The 26,567-nt window shown below is 39.9% G+C and carries 30 protein-coding genes; 14 read left to right on the top strand and 16 right to left on the bottom strand.

Features of this window, described 5'->3' with window-relative positions:
- Positions 1–237 precede the first annotated feature (237 nt).
- Positions 238–1,086: a lipoate--protein ligase family protein gene (locus J2S78_RS00525; protein WP_306895274.1), complete on the top strand. Its 849-nt coding sequence runs from the start codon at positions 238–240 to the stop codon at positions 1,084–1,086.
- A gap of 173 nt (positions 1,087–1,259) precedes the next feature.
- Here the strand turns inward: J2S78_RS00525 and J2S78_RS00520 are convergent, their stop codons facing one another.
- From J2S78_RS00520 to pta, 4 genes are all read right to left on the bottom strand, one after another.
- On the bottom strand, positions 1,260–1,475 hold the full coding sequence (locus tag J2S78_RS00520) for a DUF6366 family protein (protein ID WP_306895272.1): 216 nt from the start codon (positions 1,473–1,475) through the stop codon (positions 1,260–1,262).
- A 175-nt stretch (positions 1,476–1,650) separates the two neighbouring features.
- Positions 1,651–1,953 carry a hypothetical protein gene (locus tag J2S78_RS00515; protein ID WP_306895270.1) on the bottom strand — a complete coding sequence of 101 codons (303 nt, stop codon included), beginning with the start codon at positions 1,951–1,953 and terminating at the stop codon, positions 1,651–1,653.
- 11 nt (positions 1,954–1,964) lie between these two features.
- On the bottom strand, positions 1,965–2,237 hold the full coding sequence (locus J2S78_RS00510) for a hypothetical protein (protein WP_306895268.1): 273 nt from the start codon (positions 2,235–2,237) through the stop codon (positions 1,965–1,967).
- Positions 2,238–2,373: 136 nt separating this feature from the next.
- Positions 2,374–3,369: a phosphate acetyltransferase gene (gene pta, locus J2S78_RS00505; protein ID WP_306895266.1), complete on the bottom strand. Its 996-nt coding sequence runs from the start codon at positions 3,367–3,369 to the stop codon at positions 2,374–2,376.
- A 337-nt stretch (positions 3,370–3,706) separates the two neighbouring features.
- On the opposite strand from pta, the gene J2S78_RS00500 reads away from it, so the two are divergent.
- The 8 genes from J2S78_RS00500 to J2S78_RS00465 all read left to right on the top strand — a co-directional run bounded on the left by J2S78_RS00500 (position 3,707) and on the right by J2S78_RS00465 (position 12,361).
- Positions 3,707–4,297 (top strand): TetR/AcrR family transcriptional regulator, encoded by a 591-nt coding sequence (locus tag J2S78_RS00500; RefSeq protein WP_306895265.1) that lies wholly within the window; start codon positions 3,707–3,709, stop codon positions 4,295–4,297.
- 144 nt (positions 4,298–4,441) lie between these two features.
- Positions 4,442–6,367 carry an oxidoreductase gene (locus tag J2S78_RS00495; RefSeq protein WP_306895262.1) on the top strand — a complete coding sequence of 642 codons (1,926 nt, stop codon included), beginning with the start codon at positions 4,442–4,444 and terminating at the stop codon, positions 6,365–6,367.
- A 142-nt stretch (positions 6,368–6,509) separates the two neighbouring features.
- Positions 6,510–7,259, top strand: a complete 750-nt coding sequence (gene hemQ / locus J2S78_RS00490; protein WP_306895260.1) for a hydrogen peroxide-dependent heme synthase — start codon at positions 6,510–6,512, stop codon at positions 7,257–7,259.
- A 174-nt stretch (positions 7,260–7,433) separates the two neighbouring features.
- Positions 7,434–7,859, top strand: coding sequence for a cell wall hydrolase (locus J2S78_RS00485; RefSeq protein WP_306896962.1), 426 nt, complete (start codon positions 7,434–7,436; stop codon positions 7,857–7,859).
- 71 nt (positions 7,860–7,930) lie between these two features.
- Positions 7,931–8,365: a spore coat protein GerQ gene (gene gerQ / locus J2S78_RS00480; protein WP_306895258.1), complete on the top strand. Its 435-nt coding sequence runs from the start codon at positions 7,931–7,933 to the stop codon at positions 8,363–8,365.
- 389 nt (positions 8,366–8,754) lie between these two features.
- Entirely contained in the window at positions 8,755–10,914 is a 2,160-nt protein-coding gene (locus tag J2S78_RS00475; RefSeq protein ID WP_306895256.1) for an ATP-dependent Clp protease ATP-binding subunit, read from the top strand.
- A 209-nt stretch (positions 10,915–11,123) separates the two neighbouring features.
- A complete protein-coding gene (locus J2S78_RS00470; RefSeq protein WP_306895254.1) occupies positions 11,124–11,450 on the top strand; it encodes a DUF3817 domain-containing protein in 327 nt (108 codons plus the stop codon).
- A 98-nt stretch (positions 11,451–11,548) separates the two neighbouring features.
- Complete coding sequence (locus J2S78_RS00465; RefSeq protein WP_306895252.1) at positions 11,549–12,361, top strand: DUF368 domain-containing protein; 813 nt, start codon at positions 11,549–11,551, stop codon at positions 12,359–12,361.
- A gap of 46 nt (positions 12,362–12,407) precedes the next feature.
- On the opposite strand, the gene J2S78_RS00460 is transcribed toward J2S78_RS00465, so the two are convergent.
- From J2S78_RS00460 to J2S78_RS00420, 9 genes are all read right to left on the bottom strand, one after another.
- Positions 12,408–12,779, bottom strand: a complete 372-nt coding sequence (locus tag J2S78_RS00460) for a DUF423 domain-containing protein (RefSeq protein ID WP_306895250.1) — start codon at positions 12,777–12,779, stop codon at positions 12,408–12,410.
- 21 nt (positions 12,780–12,800) lie between these two features.
- Positions 12,801–13,103 (bottom strand): DUF5327 family protein, encoded by a 303-nt coding sequence (locus J2S78_RS00455; RefSeq protein WP_306895248.1) that lies wholly within the window; start codon positions 13,101–13,103, stop codon positions 12,801–12,803.
- 174 nt (positions 13,104–13,277) lie between these two features.
- Positions 13,278–13,469 carry a hypothetical protein gene (locus tag J2S78_RS00450; RefSeq protein ID WP_306895246.1) on the bottom strand — a complete coding sequence of 64 codons (192 nt, stop codon included), beginning with the start codon at positions 13,467–13,469 and terminating at the stop codon, positions 13,278–13,280.
- 91 nt (positions 13,470–13,560) lie between these two features.
- A complete protein-coding gene (locus J2S78_RS00445) occupies positions 13,561–13,893 on the bottom strand; it encodes a MerR family transcriptional regulator (protein ID WP_306895244.1) in 333 nt (110 codons plus the stop codon).
- A 64-nt stretch (positions 13,894–13,957) separates the two neighbouring features.
- A complete protein-coding gene (locus J2S78_RS00440; protein ID WP_125560304.1) occupies positions 13,958–14,692 on the bottom strand; it encodes an exonuclease domain-containing protein in 735 nt (244 codons plus the stop codon).
- A gap of 2 nt (positions 14,693–14,694) precedes the next feature.
- Positions 14,695–15,708 (bottom strand): DUF294 nucleotidyltransferase-like domain-containing protein, encoded by a 1,014-nt coding sequence (locus J2S78_RS00435; RefSeq protein ID WP_306895241.1) that lies wholly within the window; start codon positions 15,706–15,708, stop codon positions 14,695–14,697.
- Positions 15,709–15,712: 4 nt separating this feature from the next.
- Positions 15,713–16,993 (bottom strand): ammonium transporter, encoded by a 1,281-nt coding sequence (locus J2S78_RS00430; RefSeq protein ID WP_306895239.1) that lies wholly within the window; start codon positions 16,991–16,993, stop codon positions 15,713–15,715.
- A 260-nt stretch (positions 16,994–17,253) separates the two neighbouring features.
- Entirely contained in the window at positions 17,254–18,090 is an 837-nt protein-coding gene (locus tag J2S78_RS00425; protein WP_306895237.1) for an aldo/keto reductase, read from the bottom strand.
- Positions 18,091–18,110: 20 nt separating this feature from the next.
- The gene (locus J2S78_RS00420) at positions 18,111–18,782 is read right to left on the bottom strand and encodes a uracil-DNA glycosylase (RefSeq protein ID WP_306895235.1); all 672 of its coding nucleotides are present in this window, start codon (positions 18,780–18,782) and stop codon (positions 18,111–18,113) included.
- A gap of 90 nt (positions 18,783–18,872) precedes the next feature.
- On the opposite strand from J2S78_RS00420, the gene J2S78_RS00415 reads away from it, so the two are divergent.
- Positions 18,873–19,217 carry a DUF4190 domain-containing protein gene (locus J2S78_RS00415; RefSeq protein WP_306895234.1) on the top strand — a complete coding sequence of 115 codons (345 nt, stop codon included), beginning with the start codon at positions 18,873–18,875 and terminating at the stop codon, positions 19,215–19,217.
- Between the two features lie 34 nt (positions 19,218–19,251).
- On the opposite strand, the gene J2S78_RS00410 is transcribed toward J2S78_RS00415, so the two are convergent.
- On the bottom strand, positions 19,252–20,022 hold the full coding sequence (locus J2S78_RS00410) for an inositol monophosphatase family protein (RefSeq protein ID WP_306895232.1): 771 nt from the start codon (positions 20,020–20,022) through the stop codon (positions 19,252–19,254).
- Positions 20,023–20,235: 213 nt separating this feature from the next.
- Here J2S78_RS00410 and J2S78_RS00405 point away from each other — a divergent pair, with 213 nt between their 5' ends.
- The 4 genes from J2S78_RS00405 to J2S78_RS00390 all read left to right on the top strand — a co-directional run bounded on the left by J2S78_RS00405 (position 20,236) and on the right by J2S78_RS00390 (position 23,577).
- The gene (locus J2S78_RS00405) at positions 20,236–20,817 is read left to right on the top strand and encodes a DedA family protein (RefSeq protein ID WP_306895231.1); all 582 of its coding nucleotides are present in this window, start codon (positions 20,236–20,238) and stop codon (positions 20,815–20,817) included.
- Positions 20,818–21,108: 291 nt separating this feature from the next.
- Complete coding sequence (locus J2S78_RS00400) at positions 21,109–22,410, top strand: voltage-gated chloride channel family protein (RefSeq protein ID WP_306895228.1); 1,302 nt, start codon at positions 21,109–21,111, stop codon at positions 22,408–22,410.
- Positions 22,411–22,666: 256 nt separating this feature from the next.
- Positions 22,667–23,278, top strand: a complete 612-nt coding sequence (locus tag J2S78_RS00395) for a DUF421 domain-containing protein (RefSeq protein WP_306895226.1) — start codon at positions 22,667–22,669, stop codon at positions 23,276–23,278.
- 11 nt (positions 23,279–23,289) lie between these two features.
- A complete protein-coding gene (locus tag J2S78_RS00390; RefSeq protein ID WP_306895224.1) occupies positions 23,290–23,577 on the top strand; it encodes a hypothetical protein in 288 nt (95 codons plus the stop codon).
- Positions 23,578–23,648: 71 nt separating this feature from the next.
- Here the strand turns inward: J2S78_RS00390 and J2S78_RS00385 are convergent, their stop codons facing one another.
- Positions 23,649–25,088: a methyl-accepting chemotaxis protein gene (locus tag J2S78_RS00385; protein ID WP_306895222.1), complete on the bottom strand. Its 1,440-nt coding sequence runs from the start codon at positions 25,086–25,088 to the stop codon at positions 23,649–23,651.
- A 219-nt stretch (positions 25,089–25,307) separates the two neighbouring features.
- Entirely contained in the window at positions 25,308–26,279 is a 972-nt protein-coding gene (locus J2S78_RS00380) for a BMP family lipoprotein (RefSeq protein ID WP_306895220.1), read from the bottom strand.
- Positions 26,280–26,567 lie beyond the last annotated feature (288 nt).

Here is a 26,567-nt window from a genome sequence, read left to right as displayed (position 1 = left end):
TTGTATTTAAAATTAAAATCCCCTCCCCTTTTGCAAAATATAGAAAATTCAACTACTATATTCTATGCAAACAAAAGATGAAATAACAGGGATATACAAGTCTCCTTTGTAACAATTAAGTATACCACAGCTAAAAGTGACAGATATATAGAAAATATGTAGTCATTTTTTCCCTTCTTATTTCATGCTATAATCAATGAGTTATCTATATCACACGAACGATCGGAGTTAATGCTAATGGATGTTAAAAACATGCTATGGAACCAAACGTGGCGCTGGGTCGATCATTCAAGTTCAGGCCTTCAATTTAATCCCCTGCAGTCATTTGCGCTCGATGATACATTTTGTGCGAGTGTTGGAGAAGGGGCGTCTGCTTCTATTATGCGGGCCTGGGTTCACCATCCAACTATTGTGTTAGGAATTCAAGACACTCGTCTTCCATATGCAGCTGCAGGTATACAATACCTTGAAGAAGAAGGATATCGTGTGATTGTCCGAAACTCCGGGGGATTAGCTGTTGTGTTAGATGAAGGAATTTTTAACTTATCCTTAATTTTTAAAGAAAATAAAAAATTCTCGATTCATAGCGGCTATGATGTCATGTGGGAATTAATCCGACTCATATTCCCAGATGCACCAGGAACGATTGAAGCGTATGAAGTGAAAGGATCTTATTGTCCTGGTGATTATGATTTGAGTATAGGCGGTAAAAAATTCGCTGGTATTTCACAACGACGAATTCGTGGGGGAGCTGCCGTTCAAATTTATTTAGCTGTTACAAAGAGCGGTGCAGAACGGGCAAAAGTGCTTCAACGTTTCTATCAGGAGGCTTCTAAAGGGGAAGCAACACGTTTCACCCCGCCTCAGATTGAACCTCAGGTGATGTCGTCCTTAACCGAACTATTTGGGAAAACCATGTCTATCAATGATATATTATATCGATTGCTCACAACGTTTCAAAAAGAAGGAGCAATAATCGAGTCTTCTTCTCTTCAACCACATGAGTTCACTCGCTTTGAAAATTTTTTCGATAGGGTTGTAGAACGTAATAATAAAGCTATCAAAAAAGGGACAAACCAATGTTAAAGTAAAAACGTGTCTGAGCGGTTTGGTGAGCCGTTTTGACAACGAATCGGAAGACTTCTCTGAACAACATGGGAGTGTTTTCAAAAAATGATGACCCGTAGCATCATGCGAACGGAAGAAGTTTTGGCTTGGGTTAACTAAGACATTTCCAACATTAATGCAAAAAAATCCTTTTAACCGAAAAAAAGAGAAGCGATTATATAACCAACAATTATGACAACAATTAGGATGCCCATCCCTTTCCAACCGAGACTGTTAACTAAATCCACAAGCCCACTGCTGTTTGCTTTACTAGAAGCATCTTTCATATTACCTGATGGATTTTTTCTTAATTCTTCTTGTCTTAATCTTTCTCTTCGTCTTTCAGGCGTTTCTTTATTTGCACTCATGTGAATACCTCCCCTTTAACCTATTGCTTATTACCCCTATCAAATAAGTCGATTGAATTTTCATCCTTTTCGTAAAATAGTATCTTTATCTTCACACTGCGTAAAGGGGATCTATTGAAGTACAGAGACAATTCTAATCTCCATGACAATTGAATAAATAACGGAAGATAACGAGTTATATCAACCAATCCCATATATCGTGTGAACTATTCGTAAGAATCAGAGCTATCTCTACAGCATATAAGCATGCCGGTATAGTTAATAGAAGAGATGTCATCCAAACCATATGACGTCCATGGTTCTGCTTGTAAAATCGGTAGAGAATCCAGAACCATAGAACCAGAATCACACTTGTTATAACAATAACTATCCAAGCTCCGCCTCCACTACCCGGCAGCATAACTATCGATGTTAATAAAAAACCATAGACCGTTACCATTCCAGCAACTATGACACTGACAATATTCCATATTCTCATAAAGCCCCCTGTTAAACAAAACTCTCTACTATCGGATACCCTCTCAAGAACCACAGACATAATGCTGTCAAGGTGAAAAATAAAAGAATCAAACGGCTTTTCCAACCAACACATACTAGGTGCAGCACATAAGCAATTGTCCATATACTTCCTAATATAAATATATGTCCTAAAGACACTATACCAATTCCCTCTACAAACCCTTGACCAAATAACGCAAAAGCACTTGCAGCCGTCATAACCGCAAAGAGAATAAAATATCCAATGTGTATAGCAAGCTTCAAACTATTCCCTCCCGCCACTGTATCTATTTCTTTTCCATTTTAATACTTTTTATGTAAACAACAAGAGAAGGAGCGGAAATTACATATTATTTTAAAAACCGCTCGATATTACATCGAGCGGTTGCATTTCATCTATTTAAACATTCGTTGTGTCTTTTTCCATAATCGCTTGTTTTGCAGTAATAAGTGCCAGTTTATATACATCTTCAACACTGCATCCGCGAGAAAGATCATTCACTGGTTTATTTAAGCCTTGCAGTATTGGTCCAATGGCATCATACCCACCTAGCCGCTGGGCAATCTTATAACCTAAGTTTCCGGATTCCAAGCTAGGGAAAATAAATACGTTGGCCTCTCCTTGCAATGGAGAATCCGGAGCTTTTGTATGGGCAACTGCTGGTACGAAAGCAGCATCAAATTGGAACTCACCATCAACAACAAGGTCCGGTCTATCGTTTTGTGCTTTTTCGGTTGCTTCTGACACTTTCTGAGTTTCCATCGAAGACGCAGAACCTTTGGTTGAGAAACTCAACATGGCTACTTTTGGATCTATGTCAAAAGTTTGAGCTGTTTCTGCTGTCGAAATCGCAATTTCAGCAAGCTCTTCGGCATTTGGGGAAATATTAATCGCGCAATCCGCAAACACAAATTTCTTCTCATCTTTCACCATAATAAAGACACCTGATGTTTTCTGAATACCTGGTTTTGTCTTGATAATTTGAAGGGCTGGTCTTACTGTGTCTCCTGTTGAATGAGCAGCCCCACTCACCAAACCATCTGCATAACCAAGATATACAAGCATTGTTCCAAAATAATTAGGATTTTGCAGTTTTTCACGGGCGCTTTCATCCGTCTCTTTACCTTTACGGCGCTCTACAAATGACTCCACTAACGTATCAAAGTTTTCATACGATGCAGGGTCATACACAGCTACATCTTTAAAGGACACCCCTAAAGATTCTGCCTTTTCCCGTACCTTCTTTTCATTTCCAACAATAATAGGCTTCAGCATCTGATCAGTAGAAAGCTTCGCCGCTGCCTCAATAATTCGATCATCATCACCTTCCGGAAATACAATGGAAGGATACTTTGTTTTAACCTGGCCTTTAACAACCTCAAATAGATCGCTCACAGCCATTCCTCCTTTTTTTCACACTTCCCATTTACACGATTCGTTCGATAGTCTGTGTTCTTGTCTATATATTTTACCTTAAAATTGGTTTTCATTAGCTCATTTATGAAAATGTGTCACTCTTTTTTCATACACAAGCATACTCTTCTCTTCACAAAAAATAAACCCACTTGCACAAAGTAATAAAAATAGAAATTTTCAAACCAGTATGCGTTTGCAAAGGTTGGCAAATCAAGCGTTTTCACCATTCACTTATAACTTGTTTCACGTGAAACATTCTCTTCCATTTTTATGCTATACTTTTTATAGACATATACTATTAATGGAGGTGTTTATCATGAGTCCAAAAGTTGGAATGGAACCATTACGTCGCCAGCAGATTATTCTTGCGGCAAAAGATTGCATGCTTCAGTATGGATTCGGACATTTTTCAATAAAGGATGTTGCAGAAAGCGCCACGTTAAGTACAGGTGTTATTTATCATTACTTTAAAAATAAACAAGATTTACTTGTTCAAGTGTTAAAGGAGTCCTTTTCTGATACAGAGGAGACTGTTCGAGAAGCAGTAGAAAAACACACTGCTTTTGAAGGAAAATTTAAATCCTACTTGGAAGCAGTTGCTGATGTGCCAAAACAAAACCCTGATTTTTATTTAATTCTGCTTAATTACATAGCTCAGTCCCCGTATAATGAAGAAGTTCAACCGCTGATAACGAAATTTTTTGATCATTTGCGAACATTTTTAGAGGAAATCTTAGAAGAAGGTGTCGAGCAAGACATACTACATCCCGAAACAAAACCGGTTCTATCCCACCTAGTTATGAGTCAGGCTATGGGACTAGCCTTTCAAGAACAATTACTACCTTTAGATAACGTAGAATACTTAAGAGAAGAATTTGTAAGACTATTTCAAAAATATATTGAATAAACCTATTTATTATGGATATAATTAACATAAATTTTTTTATAATGAATATTCGATATAAAAAGAGAACGGTTATTCTTCTTTATTTGTTTCATACTAATAACACTCATTATCTTTTAGCGATAAAAGAACAAGGAGGCGTTTGTTATGTCTTACGAGCATTTATTCTCTCCTATTACCTTACGAAATACTACGTTGAAAAACCGGGTTATGATGGGGTCTATGCATGTCGGTCTTGAAGGCGAAAATAACGGTATGGAAAAATTAATTGCCTTCTACGTTAGAAGAGCAAAGGAAAACGTGGGTTTGATTGTAACGGGCGGAGCTGCCGTATCACCTGAAGGGAGCGGCGGAGAAAACTTTATGTCTATAGCGGAAGAAGAAGACATTGAACGATGGACTCCTTTAACAAAAGCAGTCCATGATGCTGGTGGAAAAATAGCCCTTCAGCTTTTTCATGCTGGGAGATATGCGTATAAATCAATGAATGGCACCGACCCCATAGCCCCCTCCCCTATTAAATCACCGATAAATCCAGATGAGCCAAAGGAAATGAATGTTCATGACATTCACCGTACTATTCAAGCTTTCGCCGATAGTGCCGAACGTGCCAAGCGTGCCGGTTTCGACGCTGTAGAAATCATGGGATCCGAAGGCTATTTAATTAATCAGTTTATCTCCCCTGTTACAAATAAACGAACCGATCAATGGGGCGGCACGTTTGAGAACCGTATTCATTTTCCTCTTGCTATTTCAAGACTTGTTAGAGAATATGTCGGTCAGCACTTCCCTATTATTTTTCGCATGTCTGGGTTAGATCTCATCAAGGACAGCACAACAGAAGAAGAAACACTCTTTTTAGCACAACAGCTGGAATCATCCGGTATTGACTTATTAAACATAGGAATCGGCTGGCACGAGTCAAACGTTCCGACCATTTCTATGAAAGTCCCGCGTAATCATTTCACCGATATAGCGGCAAACATAAAAGATTATGTCTCCATTCCCGTCGTTGCCTCCAACAGAATTAACCAAACCGAAGATGCTGAGAAAATACTCTCTGAGGGAAAAGCTGATATGATTTCCATGGCACGCCCTTTTTTAGCCGACCCAGAAATTTTAACCAAAGCAAAAGAAGGACGAGAAGATGAAATAAATACGTGCATCGCCTGTAATCAAGCTTGCTTAGATCACGTTTTTGAAAGTAAGTCTGCTTCTTGTATTGTAAACCCGGAAGCAGGCAGAGAATTAATATTTACAATTGAAAAAGCTGAACAGAAGAAAAACATACTTGTTATCGGCGCAGGACCAGCAGGATTAGAAGCAGCAAGAGTCGCGGCTTTGCGAGGGCATCACGTAACCATTGCCGATAAACGTTCCCATATCGGTGGGCAATTTAACTATTCCCGCATCGTTCCAGGTAAATCAGAATTCAACGAAACCATTCGTTATTATAAGAAACAATTAGAAAAACTTAAGGTAGACATCGTTTGTAACACCTCTATAAACGTCGATCATCCGCTCGTGGAAGAGGCAGATGAAATAATAACGGCAACCGGTATTATTCCGAGAGAACCTGACATTCCAGGTTTGAAAGAAATCAATGTTCTAACCTATCAAGATGTTTTTGAAGAAACCGCAAGCGTAACCGGAACCATCGCAATTATAGGAGGCGGCGGCATTGCCTGTGACTTGGCTTCCTTTTTATATGAGAAAGGGCATTCAGAAATTACGTTATTTCAGCGAAGTAAAACTTTCGGCAGAGGGATTGGACGAACAACTCGTTGGGCAACATTATTAGATTTAAAAAAGAAGGGCATCCAAATGGTTGGTGGCGTTACCTACAAAAAAATAACGACAAAAGGACTTCATATCAGCTTAGACGATCAAGAAGAATGGATAGAAGCAGATACTATCATTACAGCTAGCGGACAGCTTCCCAATCCATCTCTATATAATGAGTTATCAGAAAAAGGGAAAGAGGTACACATGATTGGCGGTGCCAGCAAAGCATTAGGATTAAATGCAGAAGTTGCTATTTATGATGGAACGATGATTGGGCGGTCTATTTAGTCATATCAGACAGCCCTTTCCCTTCCCACCGCCGTATAATCCTTTCAAATTTTTAGCGGTACGATTGCTTACTTTTTAGGTTTTTCTTTCGTTATGGTATAGTAGAAATCAAAAGATAGGTTTTAATAAGGAGTGATACATAATGAGTGAACCATCCCAAACGCTTGATGGTTGGTTTTGCCTTCATGACTTGAGAAAAATAGATTGGGCTTCTTGGAGAAACGTTCCTAATGATGAAAAGCAAAGCATGATTCAAGAGTTCGTAACAATGGTAGAAGGTTGGCAGAAAATCGAAGAAGAAGAAAACGGAAGCTACGCCCTTTACACCGTCGTGGGCCATAAAGCCGACATTATCATGATGAACTTGCGCTCTTCTATGAATGACTTAGATTCGATTGAAAATGAATTTAACAAACTTCGCATTGCTGATTATACGATTCAGACATACTCTTATGTATCTGTCGTAGAGCAAGGCAACTACACCCCTCCAAAAGACGGAAGCGATCCATTGGACAACCCGAATATGCGTGCCAGAGTTTATCCTATCTTACCGAAGTGGGATCATATCTGCTTCTATCCAATGGATAAAAAACGGGAAGGTGACGATAACTGGTACTCCCTCCCTCTTGAAAAACGAGTTGAGCTTATGAAAGCACATGGAATGACAGGGCGCAAATACGCTGGAGAAATCAAACAGATTATCTCAGGCTCAACTGGTCTTGACGACTGGGAATGGGCTGTTACACTATTTGCCCACGATGCTCTTCAGTTTAAAAAATTGATTTATGAGATGCGTTTTGACGAAGTGTCTGCTCGCTACGGCGATTTTGGATCCTTCTATGTCGGAAATATTTTAAAACCTGAAAGCGTAGAATCTTTCTTTCATATTTAACTTTCATCACAACCGGCCTCACGTAGGTCGGTTTTTTGTATAAAGATTCACTCACCTTTTCCCTTCTTGTACAAAGCACAAAAAAGATCCAGTAAACATCTTGCTCTTTTCTAGTCATATCTCCTCTTCCCCTCACATAAATTACACTAGTATGAAGGTCAAAGGGGTGATCCCATCGCTATCATCAAGGCTCCAACGGAAGATCTCAAGATACTCGCTCGTTTAATGCGAGCCGAAGCTGAAGGAGAAGGCAATCTGGGAATGCTCTTGGCAGGGAATGTGATGGTAAATCGAGTATATGCTAATTGCATCGATTTTGAAAACATTCGCTCCATTCCACAAATGGTATACCAGTCACCTGGTGGATTTGAAGCTGTTCAAGAAAGCTATTTCTATCAAAGAGCACGCAGTCGGGAAATCAGACTTGCTCGCCGCCTCGTACAAGGAGAAAGGTTCAACCCAGCTGAAAACTCTTTATGGTTTTATCGTCCAGAAGGAGAATGTCCGGCTACTTGGTTTGGTCAGCCTAACGTGGGCCGTTTCAAAGCACACTGCTTTTTTTCACCATCTTACGAAGATTGTCCAGAAGTCTACCGGTAACACATTGCAGATCCACCGAGATCTGAGAAAACAGCGGTTACAATATTTTACACTTGAAGGAGGAGAAGCATTTGTACAATTATTATCCTTGGTACCCAATGCAAAATTATGGCGGGTTTTCTCCATATGGAGAAGAAATGGTCATGCGCCAACAAAATGGAATGAACAACGGCATGAATAACGGTATGGGAAATAATAATGGTAATGGTAATGGTAACGGCAACGGCATGCTTCCAGCAGAACAATCTTACATCGAAAACATCTTACGTCTAAATCAAGGTAAGCAAGCAACAGTCTATATGACGTTCGAAGGAAATCCCGACTGGCAGTCAATGATTTTCCAAGGAATCATTGACGAGGCTGGACGCGACCATATTATATTAAGAGATGAAGCTAATGGCAAATGGTATTTGCTACTTATGGTGTATTTGGACTACATCGTGTTTGATGAAGAAATTAATTATGACTATCCATTTGGAGAAGATTCAACTTTTATCAACCGATAACATGAGCATAATATGTTTAATATTTACTCATTCGTGATATTGTTACTATACTCTTGCTAAAAAGCAGCGCGCTTTTAAACATGCGCTGCTTTTTCAAGTTCATGAAAAAACAGATCTTGTCTTGGGAAAACCACCCAAATTCTATCCTTTTTTATTCTACATAGTGCTGGTGGCTTACGCTCGCAAAAAAATATATGCTTTTCTCTTGAAAGTCAAAAAAGGTCAAGATATAATATAGTTACAAGGTCAAAGATAGTCAAAGTCAAAGCAGATGATTTGATAAACAGAAAGCGTAAGAGTTATCATACTCTTACCCCATTAACAAAGACACAATAACTACTATTTTATATGAGATAAGTTTTTTTAAACGTAAAGGAGGTACACGTAAAATGAGAAGATGTGAACATTGCCAACAACGTCAAGCACGTATTGAATTAAATATGAATCTTAACGGTTATCAACAAAAAATGAATCTATGTGACATTTGCTATAACGAAGTACGAAACGAAATGAAACAGCCTTCTAACTTTGGAGGCGGCGGACAATCTCCATTTGATCAATTTTTTCATGACATGATGAACGGACAACAAATGAACGCCGCTCAAGAAGAAAACGGACAAGCCCAACAATCTGGTGGGGGTAAAGGCGGTGGATTGCTCGAAGATCTCGGAAAAAATCTATCTGATGCCGCACGCGCTGGAATGATTGATCCTGTTATCGGTCGTCATAATGAAGTCGAACGAGTAGTGGAAACATTAAATCGCCGTAATAAAAACAACCCTGTCCTCATTGGTGAACCTGGTGTCGGAAAAACAGCCATTGCAGAAGGACTTGCTCTTCGGATTACAGAAGGGGACGTTCCTAATAAGCTGAAAAATAAAGACATTTATCTACTCGATGTTTCTTCTCTTGTTGCAAACACCGGGGTTCGCGGTCAATTTGAGGAAAGAATGAAGCAACTCTTGAAAGAACTGCAAGAACGTAAAAACGTTATCGTCTTTATCGATGAAGTTCATCAAATTGTAGGTGCTGGTTCAGCAGAAGGTTCCTCTGATGCCGGTAACATTATGAAGCCCGCCCTTGCACGCGGTGAAGTTCAAGTCATTGGTGCTACAACGCTCGATGAATACCGTAAAATCGAAAAAGATGCGGCACTTGAACGCAGATTTCAGCCTGTTATGGTTAATGAGCCAACTCTTGAAGACTCCACTTCTATTCTAGAAGGATTGAAAGATAATTACGAAAAGTACCATCAAGTCACTTACACCGATGAAGCATTGCAGGCTTGTGTCCATCTTTCCAATCGTTATATTCAGGATCGTTTCCTTCCAGACAAAGCAATTGACTTAATGGATGAATCAGGTTCAAAAATCAACCTCATCCACAGCGAAGATGATGAACAAGAATTGAAAAGCCGTATCGAACAACTTGCAGCTGATAAAGAAAAAGCAACACAACAAGAAGATTATGAACGTGCCGCTAAACTTCGGGATGAAGAATCTAAGCTTCAAAAGCAGCTCGAAGAATCCCAAGAAAACGGTGATATTGCACACAAAGAAGCGGTCGTAGATGTAGAAACTATCCAACAAATTGTTGAGAATAAAACTGGAATTCCTGTACGCCGCCTGCAAAAAGACGAGCAGCAAAAGATGAAAGATCTTCCGGACCGTCTACGTGCAAGCGTCATTGGTCAAGACGAGGCGGTAAGCAAAGTAGCTCGTTCGATTCGCCGTAATCGCGCCGGCCTTCGTCGTGGTACTCGTCCAATTGGTTCCTTCTTATTCGTTGGACCAACAGGTGTCGGAAAAACCGAGCTATCCAAATCCCTTGCTAAAGAAATGTTTGGAGACAGCGAAGCGATGATTCGTCTTGATATGAGTGAATATATGGAAAAACACTCTGTCTCAAAACTAGTAGGATCCCCACCTGGATATGTAGGACATGATGAAGCAGGACAACTAACAGAAAAGGTTCGTCGTCAGCCATACAGTATTATTTTACTTGATGAAATTGAAAAGGCTCATCCTGATGTACAGCATATGTTCCTGCAAATCATGGAAGACGGACGTTTAACTGATAGTCAAGGACGCACGGTAAGCTTTAAAGATACTGTGATTATTATGACATCAAACGCTGGTTCCAACATGAAACGAGTAACAGTAGGTTTCGGAAATAAAGAAGACGTGGAACCAAAACTAACAGAGTCCTTGTCTGACTATTTCAAACCTGAATTCTTAAACCGTTTTGACAGCATTGTCTCTTTCCATGAACTTGAAAAAGAAGACCTTGTCACTATCGTTGACCTTATGCTCGCTGATATCTTTGCAGCAGCAGAAGAACAGAACATGAAGATTACCGTTTCTCAAGAAGCAAAAGAATTGATTGCAGAACTCGGCTATGACCCAGCATTTGGTGCTAGACCACTACGTCGTGTCATTGAAGAAAAAGTAGAAGACGGCATCGCCGATCTTATGCTAGAAGAAGAAAATCTTGAAAATATTAGTGTAACGGTTGAAGATCAAGATTTAAAAGTCGTCAAAGGGGAATAACTGCCAAGAACGGACCCTAATGGATACTATGTCCTTTTAGGGTCTGTTGTATAGTTAAATAAATCGTAAAAGAAGGGATGTCTCCAACAGAGATTATCCCTTCTTTCATTTAAAATAACGTCATAAAACGTCCATTGTAGTCTTGTTTTTTCCATGCTATGATTCTAATGTACAATCGATAAAATTTTCTTATTGGAGTGAATATAAATATGATGTCTTCCGCCATTGGCAGATTAAGAATAGCTGGTATGCTTGAAGGACTTTCCTTTATCGTGTTGCTATTTCTAGCAATGCCGCTTAAATACGGACTAGGGATGGACATGGCCGTTACAATTGTCGGAGCGCTACACGGCGGTTTGTTTGTTATATATATCGCCGCTGTTTTATTTGTATGGATACTACGTCGATGGGCTATACCTCGAGCCATGACGGCAATGATTGTTTCTGTTATTCCGTTTGGACCCTTTGTTTTTGATAAAAGTCTAAAGAAGGAAGAAGAAAACGGCATCGCACCAGATTCAGCAATTGGCTCATAACCCCTATGAAAAAGAGAAAGACCATCTCTTTTTCCATACATATACTCACGTCTGAAACATACAATCACTAAGACACTTGTACATAAAGGAGACCCGTCATGTTTGAATGGAAAAACATACTACGCGGTATAGCTATGGGGGCAAGCGACATTATCCCCGGGGTAAGCGGGGGGACCATTGCATTAGTGCTCGGTATTTATCATCGGCTGATTGCAGCGATTAATAACTTTTTTACTCGGCGTTGGAAGCAGCAGCTTGGTTTTTTTATTCCGCTTGGCCTTGGTATTCTCATCGCCATTTTCAGTCTAAGCAATCTTTTGGACTGGCTGCTAGAGTCATACCCGCAGCCGACTTTTTTCTTATTTATCGGTCTCATTTTAGGAACCATCCCTTTTCTATTAAACGAAGCTGATTACAAACGGAAATTCACCGGAAAACACTATTTTCTTTTAGTCATTGGGGCTGGACTTGTTATTTTTATCGGATTTTTTCAAGAAGAGTCCCCTATCATGGAATCGTTATCTATCGGTGATTATGTACTTTTATTTTTCTCCGGTTGGTTTGCAAGCACGGCTATGATTTTACCTGGAGTGAGCGGATCGTTTATTTTAGTCATTCTCGGTGTATTTACGACCGTTCTTGAGGCTGTCAGCACAGTGAATATACCTGTTTTATCTACAGTAGCTGTAGGCGTTGTTCTTGGTATTGTAATCATGAGTAAATTCATACAGTACCTGTTACACCATCATACAACGGGAACGTACGCTGTCATGACAGGTCTTCTCGTGGGATCTTTATTTGTGATATTTCCAGGACTTGACGCGAGTTTTCTCCAGCTCATTATCAGCATTATTACGTTACTGACAGGACTCTTCGTTGCTATCACTTTAGGAAAAATCGAACGAGCATAGCAAAGGCGGTCTCCGTAATTTCGGGACCGCCTTTGCTCATATATGATTAAACTTTCAAAACAGCTATAACAAGCATAATCCATCCTGCTATAAAGGCCGTTCCGCCTATAGGAGTTATCGCACCAAGCCAAGAAATGCCTGTGAACGCCATCGTATACAAACTGCCTGAGAAAACAATAATCCCTGTAAACAGCAGCCAACCTGCCCAAGATAAAGAAGCAGAACCTCCAACGTAAGCTGCCACTAATCCTATCGCCAAAAGCCCCAGTGCATGCATAATATGGTATTGAACGCCTGTTTGATAAACTTCCATTAAACGATCGCTCAGCTTTCCTTCGAGACCGTGCGCACCAAACGCTCCAAAACCTACAGCCACAGCAGCATTAATAGCACCTAATATCACAAATACTTTCCACATTGTTCTCACCTGCCCATGCTTTTAAAATTCGAGTAAATTGCCTTCCGTGGAAGGAATATCATTTCTTGTCTGGCCGGAAGAAACCACGGGGGATCCTGTTGAGATAGGAGCCGATGGCATTTTTTCAAAGGAAGACTGTGCTCGTTGAGTGGACATTGTTTTTTTTATGTCTTCTTTTTCTTCTCCGAGAATAATGTCACAATACGCCTTTATCACTCTCGCATGCTCCTTTACCGTTGTTTCTTCCTCTCTATCTAAACCGTCAGCAAGCTGCATAAATTCTTCTTCCATTTTATCTACTACCGTACGAGCAGAAATGTTCATATGATTCACCTAACCCTTAAAAAGTTCATCCTGCACGAATTATAACACAGCTCTTATATGTTTGAGAGCCATACCATTGCTTTTGCCACGAAATAGTCCATTTTCACAAATAAACTTCGGCTCACCGCCAATTCTGATGACGAGAAGCCGAAGCGAATGGATAGTATGGAACGGTTAGTTTTCCTTTGCCACAATCGTATATCCTAGTGCTTCAATTTTCGAATAGTTTTCTTCATCTATGACCCAGAAACTGCCTTCATTATCTTTGACAACCAAATCTTTTTCAGCGGCTGCTTTTTTCGCTTCTTCTTCTTTGTCATATTTACCTGCTGGAATTTGCATATCATCCACCATAATGAATGCCATGCGTAACACCTCCCATTCATAGGAGAAATTCCCGAGTACTGCAACAGTTAAACGGGAGAAGCGGCATTTGTCATATAATTGTAAAATTCTTTTACAAATCGAGCTCATTCAAATACATTCGCAGTCTAGTCATGTCTTTCTTTTTAACAACCGAATGTGTATTATTTTTGTTTGAACCAGGGTTTTTAGAAGCCAAAACCGTTTTCACTCCAGCAATGTTTAATCCTTGATCAATAAGTTCTTTTATTTCAGCACACTTATCTATATCTTCCAAGGAAAACAGGCGTTGATTCCCTTCATTTCTTTCTGGAAAAATCAAACCTTGTTGCTCATAATATCGAATCTGGCGAGCGCTTAACGATGTTAACTCCTGTACAACGCTTATGGGAAAGCAAGCGGTACGACGGGGGATATGATCTGTCACCTCGCCCCTCCTCCTTTATTAAGTGTTTAGAATGCATATGTCGTTATCATACAATGAATGAGAATTACCGAGATTGCCGGTTTAATTGAACATATACATCCTGAAGTGTTTCATACCCTTTTTGCATAGCCTCTTGAATAGTACACACCCAAAGTTCAGCTGCCATAATCGCGTCAGCTAGTGCATGGTGTCGGTTGTTGATCGGAATCTTGTAGTAATCACAACAAGCATCCAGTTCAACGGAAGATTGATCAGGAGCTGTTATTTTAAATAAAAAAGATGTATCCAACAACCGATGCTGAAATTGCATTCCACTTGATTGATAAGTAGCATGCTGCAGAAATTTCTTTTCGTGCTTGGCATGATGGGCAACTAAAATATCGGTATGAATATACTCATAAAACGACTGCAGAACTTCAGATACATTGGGAGACTGGTGCAATTCCTCTTTTGTGAGACCCGTTAATTCAGCTACTTCCGGCGATAGCGCATCAGGCTCAGAAATGGTGGAATAATAGGTTTCATCATAAACCACCTTTCCTTGTTTTACTTTCACTGCTCCAATAGATAAAATTTTATCACCACCATCTGGGTAAAACCCTGAAGTCTCCAAATCTAACACTGTAAACTCCAGTGTATCCAATGGCTCGAGTAAAGGTTGTTTCGCCTTAAGATCCTTTTGCAATTGACGCATAAAAGATTGATGTTGGGGGCTTGCTTGATCAATCGATTGTACCATCGGGGCTCCTAACTTTCCGGAAACTTGGCGAACCCACTGAAACATATTATTCATTACCATACTCACTCACCTGACTCCACAAGCTTTTTCGTTTGTTGAAAAAGGGTTTTTCCCTCTTTTATCGCCGATTTCAGCCGTTGCTTCTGCTTTTTTGTCAATTGGGCCACAGGAATATAATGAACATCCTCATACGTCTGTTGCTTATTGGAAAAATCCGTTCGAAGCTCTAAAAGATACTGAAAATGTTCTGCCTTATTTTTTACAAAAGCATACTTGTCTTCTACATGGCGTATACGTCTTATCGTTGACGTATCGTGTAGCCCTTCTTTTATAGCAAGTAATCTCGAAGCATGCACATAAGGAAAGAATCCTACGTCTTTCATGTGAATGGATCCAGCATAAGGACCTTTTTCATCAGGAAGCAGTTGTCCAAATGCATTTATTCCCTGATGAATATAAGAAATGTTCTCGGATAATCGTTTTAAAAGATTGGCATTTGATTCGATGTGAGAGAAGACATAATTTTTCACGTCAGCCAGCAGCTCTCGTTTGCCTACTAATGCTCTTGCATCAATGAACGTTAGTAAATGGCGCAATGTTTCCCATGTATCTTCATGAATCCATCGATCAATTTGATCTTCCCACCCGCTTTTTCCGTGACACCATCTCGAGTGAGAAGCCATTACTTTTCCTTCACATCGTGGATAACCAACAATCGCCATCCCTTCACGAATTTCTGCCCCTAGTGTTAAAAAGTATTCCTGGTGATCAGCTTCGTCTCCTTCAAAAACAATGCCATGATCTTGGTCACTGAATACTCCTTGTTCCTGCCTGCCTGCACTGCCCATCAAAAAAAACACAAAGTGAGCAGGGGCAGTCCCCCGCTCACTTTGTACATGTTTCACGGCAAGAGCTGTTGTTTCAAGCACCCACCTGTCATGGGCTTCATTCAGTTGCCATGAGTCGCTTGCTGCCACCTGAGTTTCTTTCACTCTCGCTTGCCTTATTTCCTCATAGTTATGAAAAGAGGGAAGAGGAATAGAATCCCCCTCCTTTTTAAAAAATGAAGATGTCATTTTATCACGCACCTGTGTTTGTAGAAGTAGATGATTGCGGATTTACGCTTTCTGGATAACCGTAACTTCCATGTTCACTCATATCGAGTCCCATAATCTCTTCTTCTTCGGATACGCGAAGTCCTCCTGTTAAAGATTTAGTGATTAATAATAGAATGTAAGAGGCAATGAAAGCAAATAACCCGCAAGCTACAACACTGATAAACTGTACGCCGAGTTGACTTAATCCACCGCCGTAAAATAGTCCAGCTTGCCCGCCATTCATTTCTGCAAGTTCTGGTGTTGCAAAAAATCCAGTTGATAACGTACCCCATACACCAGCTGCACCGTGTACAGATAAAGCAAATATCGGGTCATCAATTCCCTTTTTCTCAAAGAATTTCATACTGTAAAATACGATCAGTCCACCAATAACACCAATAAGTACCGCAGCCCAAGGAGCAACGAACGCGCAAGATGCTGTAATTGCAACAAGTCCGGCAAGTGCTCCATTCAACATCGTAGGTACATCCGCTTTACCTAGAGAAGCCCAACCGATTAAGAGAGCGGCTACTGCACCAGCAGCGGCGGCAAGTTGAGTGTTTAATGCGACAAATCCAAAGAACGCGTCTGCTACACCAAATGTACTACCTGCGTTAAATCCGAACCAGCCGACCCAAAGAAGCAATACCCCAAGAGCTGTAAATACCTGGTTATGACCTGCTAATTCATTAGGAGATCCGTCTTTGTTATACTTTCCGATACGAGGTTTCAATAAAAGAGTTGCGGCCAATGCACCCATCGCACCAGTTAAGTGAACAACGGTCGAACCAGCGAAGTCTTGTTTGCCAAGTTCACCAATCCAGCCTGCGCCCCAAACCCAGTGAGCAACGACTGGGTAAACAATTGCCGAGAATAACACAGCGAAAATAATATAAGCAGACAACTTTGCCCTTTCAGCAAAACCGCCAAAAGCAACCGTTAAAGCAATAGCAGCAAAAGCTAATTGGAAAATGAAGTCAACAGAACTAGATAGCCCTTCTCCTTCAAAAGCATAATCACCATAGAAAAAGTTAGATAAACCAATAAATCCCCCTGCACTATCTCCATAAATAAATCCATATCCTACTGCCCAAAACACAAGAGATGCAATTCCCAATGTGAAAATAGTTTTACCGGCAATGTGACCGGCGTTTTTCATACGGGTTGACCCCGCCTCTAAAAGAATAAAACCACCTTGCATTAAAATAACTAGAATAAATGCGATCATGATCCAAAGATTATCCATTAATATCATGGGATCCATGAACATTCTCCCCTTTCGTGTTCTAAATTAGATGTAAACTTAGTTAACATCTTTCGTTAATTCATATTTTACAGATAAATTTCTATGAATCTACTCTTGTGTTAGAAAACCTAACGTATTAATTAAAAACACGCTAAAAAATGATGTAGTTACGAATCAGGGGAATGAAGATCCACATTTTAAACATTCCTATCTCATAAAAAAAGCTGCTCAAGTGTATTAAAATAAACACTTGAGCAGCTTCTTCTTACATTTATATATTATACTTTATCATATGGAAATTCATCAGGATGATATCCATAACGCTTATTTTCATTCATCCCATCAATAGCCTGCAAGTCTTCTACATCTAAAGAGAAATCAAACACTTGCGCATTAGCTTTGATTCGTTCAGGTGTTACAGATTTTGGAATAGTTACAACCTTATTCTCTACAGACCAGCGAATTAGAACTTGTGCCGGGGTTTTGCCATGTTTTTGGGCTATACGTTCCACTACATCTTCTCCTAGAAGATCACCTTTTCCGAGTGGACGCCAAGCTTCTAATTGAATATCATGGTTTTGACAATATTCAAGTAGACCTTTCTGGAATAAACGTGGATGAAACTCAACTTGATTTACCATCGGATTTACTTTAGCGGTCTTCATCACATTTTCCAAGTGTTCTTCTGTAAAGTTACTTACCCCTATGGCGCGAACTTTTCCTTCTTCATAAAGTTTTTCGAGTGCTCCCCATGTTTCTTTATATTTTCCCGGAACCGGCCAATGAATTAAGTATAAATCAATAACATCCACTCCAAGTTTTTCACGGGAACGTTCAAAAGCTTCCAATGTTTCATTAAAACCTTGTTCATCGTTCCACACTTTCGTGGTTATGAAAATGTCTTCTACCGGGATATCACTTTCTTTAATTGCTTCTCCAACACTCTTTTCATTTCCATAAAATGATGCGGTATCAATGCTGCGATACCCCGCTTCGAGTGCTGATTTCACTGCCCGTTTCACTTCATTGCCGGCTTCCGCTTGGAATACACCTAGACCGACCCAAGGCATTTCTACCCCATTAGCTAGTTTTTGTACCGATGTTTGAATACTCATGTATTACTGCCTCCTTTTACTTAATTGGAAATACACCAGTTTATTTCCGGCCTTCCTGCCTCTTGTAAATATTGATTCGTGCGCGAGAAAGGCCGGCTTCCAAAGAATCCTTTATGTGCAGAAAAAGGACTTGGATGTGGTGACTTGATAACGTGGTGATGATCTGCGGTAATAAGCTGTTCTTTTGATTGAGCATGACGCCCCCAAAGTATAAATACCACAGGATCTGACTTTTTATTCACTTGATTTATCACTTCATTAGTGAAATGTTCCCATCCCATTCCCCGGTGCGAGTTAGCCTGCCCCGCTCTTACTGTCAATACAGTATTCAACAGTAAAACACCTTGTTCGGACCAACTTGTTAAGCAGCCGTGATTCGGTACAGAGCACCCCAAATCCTCGTATAGCTCTTTATATATATTTTGTAACGACGGGGGCATTTTAACCTCAGGCTGTACAGAAAAACTCAGTCCATGCGCCTGCTTAGGTCCATGATACGGATCTTGTCCAAGAATGACCGCTTTTGTTTCCTGATAAGATGTATGATGCAAAGCATTAAAAATATCATGCATATCCGGATACACATTGTGTTCCCTATATTCTGTTTTTAAAAACTCCCTTAATTGTAAATAATAATCTTTTTCAAATTCTTGTGCCAACCGTGAAGCCCAATCATTCTTTAAAATCGTCATTATTCCCCTCCTTTTTCTCCTCCATACGCATTATTTATCATAACTAATAGTAAATATGTTAAAATACATTGTTAGAAAGAGGTGATAACTTTGGAAAACGATCAACAACATAGCACGACGAACCCGACTGATTATGAAATGAGCGATTACCCAATTACTACGAATGGTAAAGCAATTACTTCCCTTGTTCTTGGTATTTTATCTGTGGTTAACGTACCTCTCTTGTTTATTTTAAGTCCAATATTCTCCATTTTAGGCTTCATTTTTGGTATGTTGGGACTCAAAGAAGTAAAACGCACAGGACAAAATGGGCGCGGCATGGCCATAGCAGGTAATATTTGTAGTATCGTTGGGTTTGTTCTTTCTGTTCTATTCATCATTTTTGCTATTATCGGTATTAGTGCATTCATGCAACAAAATCCCAATTCATTTTAGCAGCTTCTAACATGTTTCACGTGAAACATGTATATTAACGAATTATGAAGGCTTGTATTTTAGAATGTAGAAAAGAATTCGCAGCCATAACATACAAGCCCTTCTTCTCTTCTATCTTTAAGACCTCTCCTCCTGCTTCTTTTAAAATCAGGATTCCTGCTTCAACATCCCAGTCTTTTAATTTAATCTCCCAATAGCCATCTAACCTTCCACATGCTACCTGACATAGATCTAACGCAGCGCTACCCATACGTCTTAATCCACCAATTTGCGGAAGCAGCTTATTAACATGCGGTAAATTATTATCTTCAGTCATCCCTTTATCATAAGGAAAACCCGAAGCTATCACTGCTTTATCTAGTTGTGAAGTACTTGAACTATGTATCTGACGACCGTTTAAACTGGCACCTTCGCCTTTAATCGCTTCAAACGTTTCTCCAAGTTTTGGCGCATAAACCAAGCCAATGACTGTTTCTCCTTGATAACGAATACCAATAGAAATACAGTAAAAAGGCAAGCCTCTTGCATAATTGACCGTTCCATCAATCGGATCAATCACCCACTCGTAGTCAGATTCTCCATCGTAGTTTCCGCTTTCTTCTGTTTTCATGACATGACCAGGGTAATTGGCTTGAATTTTTTCTGTTAAAAAGTTTTCTGTCCAAACGTCCAATTCCGTAACAAAATCAATAGCTGATGATTTGCTATTCACTTCCATCGGTCCTTCTGCCCGTTCCAACTGTTTTTGTCCCGCTTCTTTCGCCCACTCTTTGGCATCTTCAAGCATTTGTTTCCACTGATTCATAAATAAAAGACATCCTTTCTCTAGCACCTATTTCTTTCATCATATCCAATATTATTTTTAAACACAAAAGCTTTGCAACAAAAGAAACAGCTATAGCTAACCCACAAACAAAAACTACCATAAATAATATGAGCAAACACTCACGTTTTCTCTTTATATATATGTTAAATTAAAGATACTCTCCGAATCTTACATACCATGAGGAGCTTACATATGCTTGCATTTCTACTAGACACTCTCGAACAATTAGGACTTGCCGGACTCTTTCTAGGAATAGCCGTAGAAGCAATATCATTCCCATTTCCTGCTGCTATTGTGCTATTAGTTTACGGTTATATTATAGATCCGACCGGTTGGGAATGGATACTACTCAGTATTTATGCCGCTCTCCTATACACTGCTGTTGCTTATATCCCATACTGGGTGTCTCTTCGCTATGACCATTTACTGAAAAACCGAGTGGATAAAGCCGGAACAAGACAAATGATGAAATTCATGGAGAACTATCGGGAATGGACCATTACGGCAGGAAGAGTACTTGGCATGGGATACATTGTTTACGTCGCAGCCTTTTACAAAATCAAACCAGTTCGTTATGGTTTTTTTACATTTATCGGTGTTTGGCCGGTTTCCCTCCTCATGCTTTATTTAGGGAGACTTGGAAACATAGAAATCGTATATACGTGGTTTCAGAACATCCAATACGCACTGATGGTACTACTTGGCGGAGCCGTAAGCTGGTACATTTATTATCGGATGAAACGTAGAAAAAGAACTTCGTCAAGAAAACAATAACCTTTCACATAAATGCTACCGTAATTGGCAGCATTTTTCTCTCACTTATGATACAGTTCTTCTCACTTTATTAGATGGCAAAGCATTTTCTGAAGAAAAACAGAAAATGCTTTTCTTTATTTCTTTTCCGTTCTCCTCTATCTTTATTTTCTTGGTATCAAATAATTGTCTCTAATGTTTCCTTATTAATAGTAATCTCAATATTCAATACTTATTTTAATAATTTTAATACATTGGGCAAAAATAAAATCGATGATGTTCATAAAAGGTTGAAATGAGGTGATTTGGTAAATGCAGTTAAAGTATAAAAACTTTTTTTCAATTCTTGGTCAGTGGATTTTCTTTGGAAGCATAATTGGTGTAGTTGTAGGTTCGACAACAAATTTTCTTTTAGAAACAAATGATTATCTAGGAGATGTTATACGAGCAAAAAGAGATTGGCTTATCTTCCTTCTCCCTTTTGGAGGAATTATCATAGGATACATATATATGAACTACGGAAAGGTCTTTTTAAATTATACTTTGAATGACACTGCTGAATTGAATAATCTCGTGATAGACTCCGTTCACGGAAAAAAAGAGGTTCCGCGGAGAATGGGGCCTATCGTCTATTTCGGGACTTTTATTACAGTCCTTTTTGGTGGTTCAACAGGAAGAGAAGGTGCCGCTGTCCAAATGGGAGGAAGTGTAGCTGCAGCGGTCAACAAATTTTTTAAGGTAAACAGACTCGACAAGAAAATTTTAATTATGAGCGGCATAAGTGCTGGTTTTGGTGCTGCCTTTGGAGCACCCATAACTGGTGCTGTTTTTGGTATGGAAATGGCTGCTTTAGGAAAGCTGAAATTTGAAGCACTTGTTCCTTGTCTTGTGGCTAGCTTTATTGGTCACTATATAATTACAGCAGCTTGGGGACATGAACACGAAGAATTTATTATACAGCACATACCGGAAATATCTATTATTACATTTCTAAAAGTTATTCTTATATCTGTCATTTTCAGCCTGATAAGTGTTTTATACTGTCAGTTGAGACACGAGATACAACATTACTCTGAGAAACTTTTCAAGAAAAACCATATGAAGAGAGCTTTTTTTGGAGGAATCATCATTGTAGTATTAACATTAATTGTTGATTCACAAGACTATAATGGCCGGGGATTAGAGATGTTAGAACAATCTTTTAAAGAGAAAGTCCCTCCCTTTGCTTTCCTTGCCAAGCTGGTATTTACAGCAGTAACTCTCGGGAGCGGGTTTGTTGGCGGTGAGGCTATCCCTCTATTTTTTATCGGGGCAACATTAGGTAATACCTTACACACATTTATTGATTTACCTATGTCATTTCTTGCTGCATTGGGATTAATCGCTGCTTTCTGTGGAGGTGCTAATACCCCTATAGCAGCTTTCCTGTTGGCAATGGAAATGTTTGATGGAAAAGGATTAGAGTACTTTTTTGTTGCTTGTTTAGTCAGCTATCTATTCTCAGGACATCATGGACTCTGGCCTTCTCAAAAAATATATGAACCTAAGAGCAGATTATATAATATTCCCCCAGCAGAAACTATTGAAAATGTTGAGAAAAAGAAAAAACTTTAGAAGTTCAGTCGTAAAAAAAGGCAATATGCTGCCGTTTTAGTTTCGCACTATTATAGTATAGTTCTAAAGGATATAATCCAAAAGAAAAACAGTGCAATTGATATCAAACATTTTGTATAGGGATTTTATTTATGGCTCTTTCCGTAAACTTTATTACTATAGACATTCGAATTTAAAAACATTAAACCTATTTAATAAACAGACAGGGTCAACCGCAAAGCAGCATTAATATATTGTTTGAAAAGAGGGGATGTTTTTGGATTTACACTTCATATGGAAAGCTATTGTCGTCGTCGTTGGAGGAGTACTTATTTTGCGGTTAGCTGGAAGAAAATCAATCTCACAGCTTACGGTTGCTCAGACTGTTATGATGATAGCTGTTGGGTCATTGATTATTCAACCTGTTGGCGACAGGAACATTTGGATTACAATGGTGATTACATTTCTAATGGTGATTACACTTCTTTTTATTGAGTATATCGTTTTGAAATCGGATGCTCTAGAGACTTTTATTTATGGAAAATCACTTATAGTAGTAGAAAACGGCCAAGTTAATGAAAGCAATTTGAAAAAGCTGCGGTTAACGGTTGATATGCTTGAAGTAAGAATGAGGCAACAAAACATCCAGCATTTCACTGATTTAGAGTGGGCTACAATAGAATCAAACGGTCAGTTAGGATATATGTTAAAGTCCGATAAACAATACGCTACTAAAGAGGATATTCAAATGCTGAAATCGCTGATTGAATCAAATCAACCTAATCCTCCGAATGGAACACCAACAACTCAAGCAAATGTGTCCGATAATATATTTACTGAGATTAAAAACAGAAAGCATAAAGAAAAACCTAAAGACAATCTTGATTAAGAGCAATACCATTGGACCAAGCGGATTTTACCATTCAAATCTTAAACGAATATTTTTCGAAGATTGCTACTTGGAGTATTTCCAAAGGTGGCTTTTATATATGGCTTAGGCTGGAGTCAGATATTTCAACTAAGAAATTATTTAATCTAGCACTCAGAGAACATATCTTATTCAATCCGGGAATGGTATATGATAAAAATGATTTTAACCATCTTCGGTTATCGTACTCTTTTGCCTCATTAGAGCAGTTAGAAGAAGGGTTAATTAGATTATCACAACTAATAAAAATTCTTTCATAAAAAAACAGTCCCGGACCATCAAAGAGAGATCCGGGTTTACTTTGGTTCCATTTAGAAAAAACATGTTCGTCTTAGAGCGTGAATTTATTCACCGTGCCATTCAATTCATCTGTAAGGGTCCGCAGTTCGCTCACCTTATCCACTACATTGCGGAAGGTCCCGAGCTGTTCCTGTGTCGATGATGAAATTTCTTCATTTTCTGCTGCCGTTTCTTCGACAACACTACTGATACTTTCCACGTTTTCAAGGACGTCACTTTGAAGCCCTTTTGAGTGTTCCACACTTTGCAGCAGTTCCTCGAGTTTATCTGTAATAGAGGCCACTTTTTGATGAATATCTTCAAAGGAGCTGTTCGTGGCTTCCATGGAAGTTTGTTCTTCTGCTGAAATCGCAACCCCTCGGTCCACCGCTGTGGTTACAGCTTCTATTCCTTCTTCAATCGATCCAACCATATCGGAAATCCTGGTCGTTTCTTTCGTGGTCTGTTCAGCCAGCTTCCTGACTTCCTCGGCAACGACGGCAAACCCTTTGCCAGCTTCACCGGCTCGTGACGCTTCGATGGCGGCATTCAGGGCCAATAAGTTTGTCTGACCGGCAATGTCGGAAACCGAATCCGCCATAGAGTGGATTTTTTTCGTCGACTCCACAAAGGATTTCGTCGCTTCTTTAATGCTTTCGGTCGTCTCTGTATTTTCCTGAACAAGTGTCCGCTGTCTCTCAAGTGCTTCCTTGCCGGATTGAACGGATTCAATCGCTTCTTCTCCGTATTGAACAGACTGCTTCGTATACTCGACATTCGACGTGAAGGCTTTATCCATGTCTTCCACTTTTGTGACTGAATCCTGCAGGTCGGAGGCAATCGTCTGTGTGCCCTGTGCCAGTTCATCAGTTGAGGTGGCCACCTGCTGATTGATTTCTGTCACGGTAGCATTATCATTTTCAATCTGACCGGCAAACCCTTCTACCTTCTCACTGACGGACCGAATGGACTGGAGTAATGTCCTAATCTGTTCAATCATCTGATAGAACGAATCATTCAACTGCCCCAGTTCATCGTTTTTTTGATAGGAAATCGGCTCAATGGAAAGATTTCCATTGGCTACTTTATTGGAGTTCTCCGCCAGCTGCCTCAATGTTTTTGTAATTGGGCTGGTGATCCGATTAGAAACCACAAGACTAATAATAATGAGTAGCAGAACACTTACGATACTGGTGATAATAATGAACTGTACCTGCTGATCCAGTGCCGCCTGTGCTTGTTCATAACTTGCTTCTGCAAACAGCTGAAGCATATAGACATCATTTTCGATACCTGCCAGACGGGACGCCTGCTGGTCTGCAGCATTACCATCTTCAGCATTCATGGCCTGCATTGTGGCTTCTGTCCATTCATTGAATTTATTGGTTATTCTTGTAATATATTCACTGCTTTGTTCGTTCACTGTGATGTCCTCGAGCTGGCCGAGAAGCTCTTCGGTTGCTTCAATGGATGATGTGGTTTCCTGAACCAATTCCTGACTCTGTGTCGTTGAAAAGCTGGATAAGTTCAGCTGGGCGGCGTTAGTCTGCGATTTGAATTCTTCAATGGTGACGAGCGTTTCCACTTGATCCTCACTGGAAGATTGAATCTGCATCATGTTGAAAATGATGAAGGCAATAATAGCTGCTGCCAGTACGACGATCGTCAACGTATTGATGAGTAATTTCTTTTTTATGGACATCTTTTCCTCCTATGATTCATCTGCCAGGTCTTCTTTGGCAGCATCTAGTTGTTGATTAAGATTGTCAGGAAAATCTGCCACACGTAATGGCGCTAATCCGACCCCTTCTTCGGCAATGCCAAACTCCAGATTCTCTCCTGACAGCGCTTCTCCGTCAGCCATACGCTCAATCACTTGATAGATGGCATTATCGATGTTTTTCATCACAGAAGTAATAACCGCTTCTTCCGCCTGAAAATACTGGTCTGTGTCTACACCTATTCCATATATCCCCTGGGCTTGCGCTTCCTGCAGTACACCAACTCCGGTAAAGCCGGCAGCTGCGAATATAATATCCGCATCGTTTTGAATCATTTCATCCGCCAGTTCCGCTCCCAGTTGGTCATCCTCGTATGTACCGGCATATTCCTTGTCGATCACAATATCGGGATTCACTGCCTTGGCCCCTTCTTCATAACCATCATAGAAGTTATTGATAATTTCTACATCCTGCCCGCCAACAAAACCGATATGATCGGTTTCTGTAGTCATAGCAGCTGTCATACCTGCTAGATGACTAGCCTGGCCTACCTTGAAGTTAACAGAAGTAATATTCTCCATATCCGACACAGCATCAATAATCATAAATTGCTGATCCGGATAGTCACCCGCAACGGTTTCAAGAGCTTCCTGCAGCTGGTATCCTATCCCAATAACAAGATCATTATCCTGTTCTGCTAACTCACGTATACCTTTTTCGTACGTGTCTGTTGTGGAAATCTCTCTGTAATCAAACACCACGTCCATATTATCTCTGGCCCGGACAAGCCCCTCAAATGCAAGGTCATTAAAGGACTGATCTCCCAGGCCGGTATCAGACATCATGACGCCGGCTTTAACCTTTCCTTCCGTCGCATTTATTTCCTGTTCCTGACCACATGCTGCTAGTGACAACAAACTGAACAGCCCTATCACCATAATAAAAAGGTTTTTGATTTTCATGCTTTTCCCCCTAAACCTGTCTCCCCCTTTTAATCGTCAAATTTCCTATTGTTTGAAGGGTTTTACATTCATTTAACAAAAATTAAAGAGAAACGATCGCATGTCGATGTGCAAGACATTCTCCGCCAGCTTCATGCTTAATCTTCATACAGCACTCTTTCACAAGAGACGGGGACAAAACAGAAAAGCCCGAACAGTGTAAACCATCGTCCGGGTTTTTCGTGCTGCATAGACTCTTTGTGAAACAACTGTACGAAAAGTATATACAGCTGAACCATCACTGCAAGG

This window comes from Salibacterium salarium (assembly GCF_030813635.1).
Classification (GTDB): Bacteria; Bacillota; Bacilli; order Bacillales; family Marinococcaceae; genus Salibacterium; species Salibacterium salarium.
This window is presented reverse-complemented; position numbering and strand designations above follow the sequence as displayed.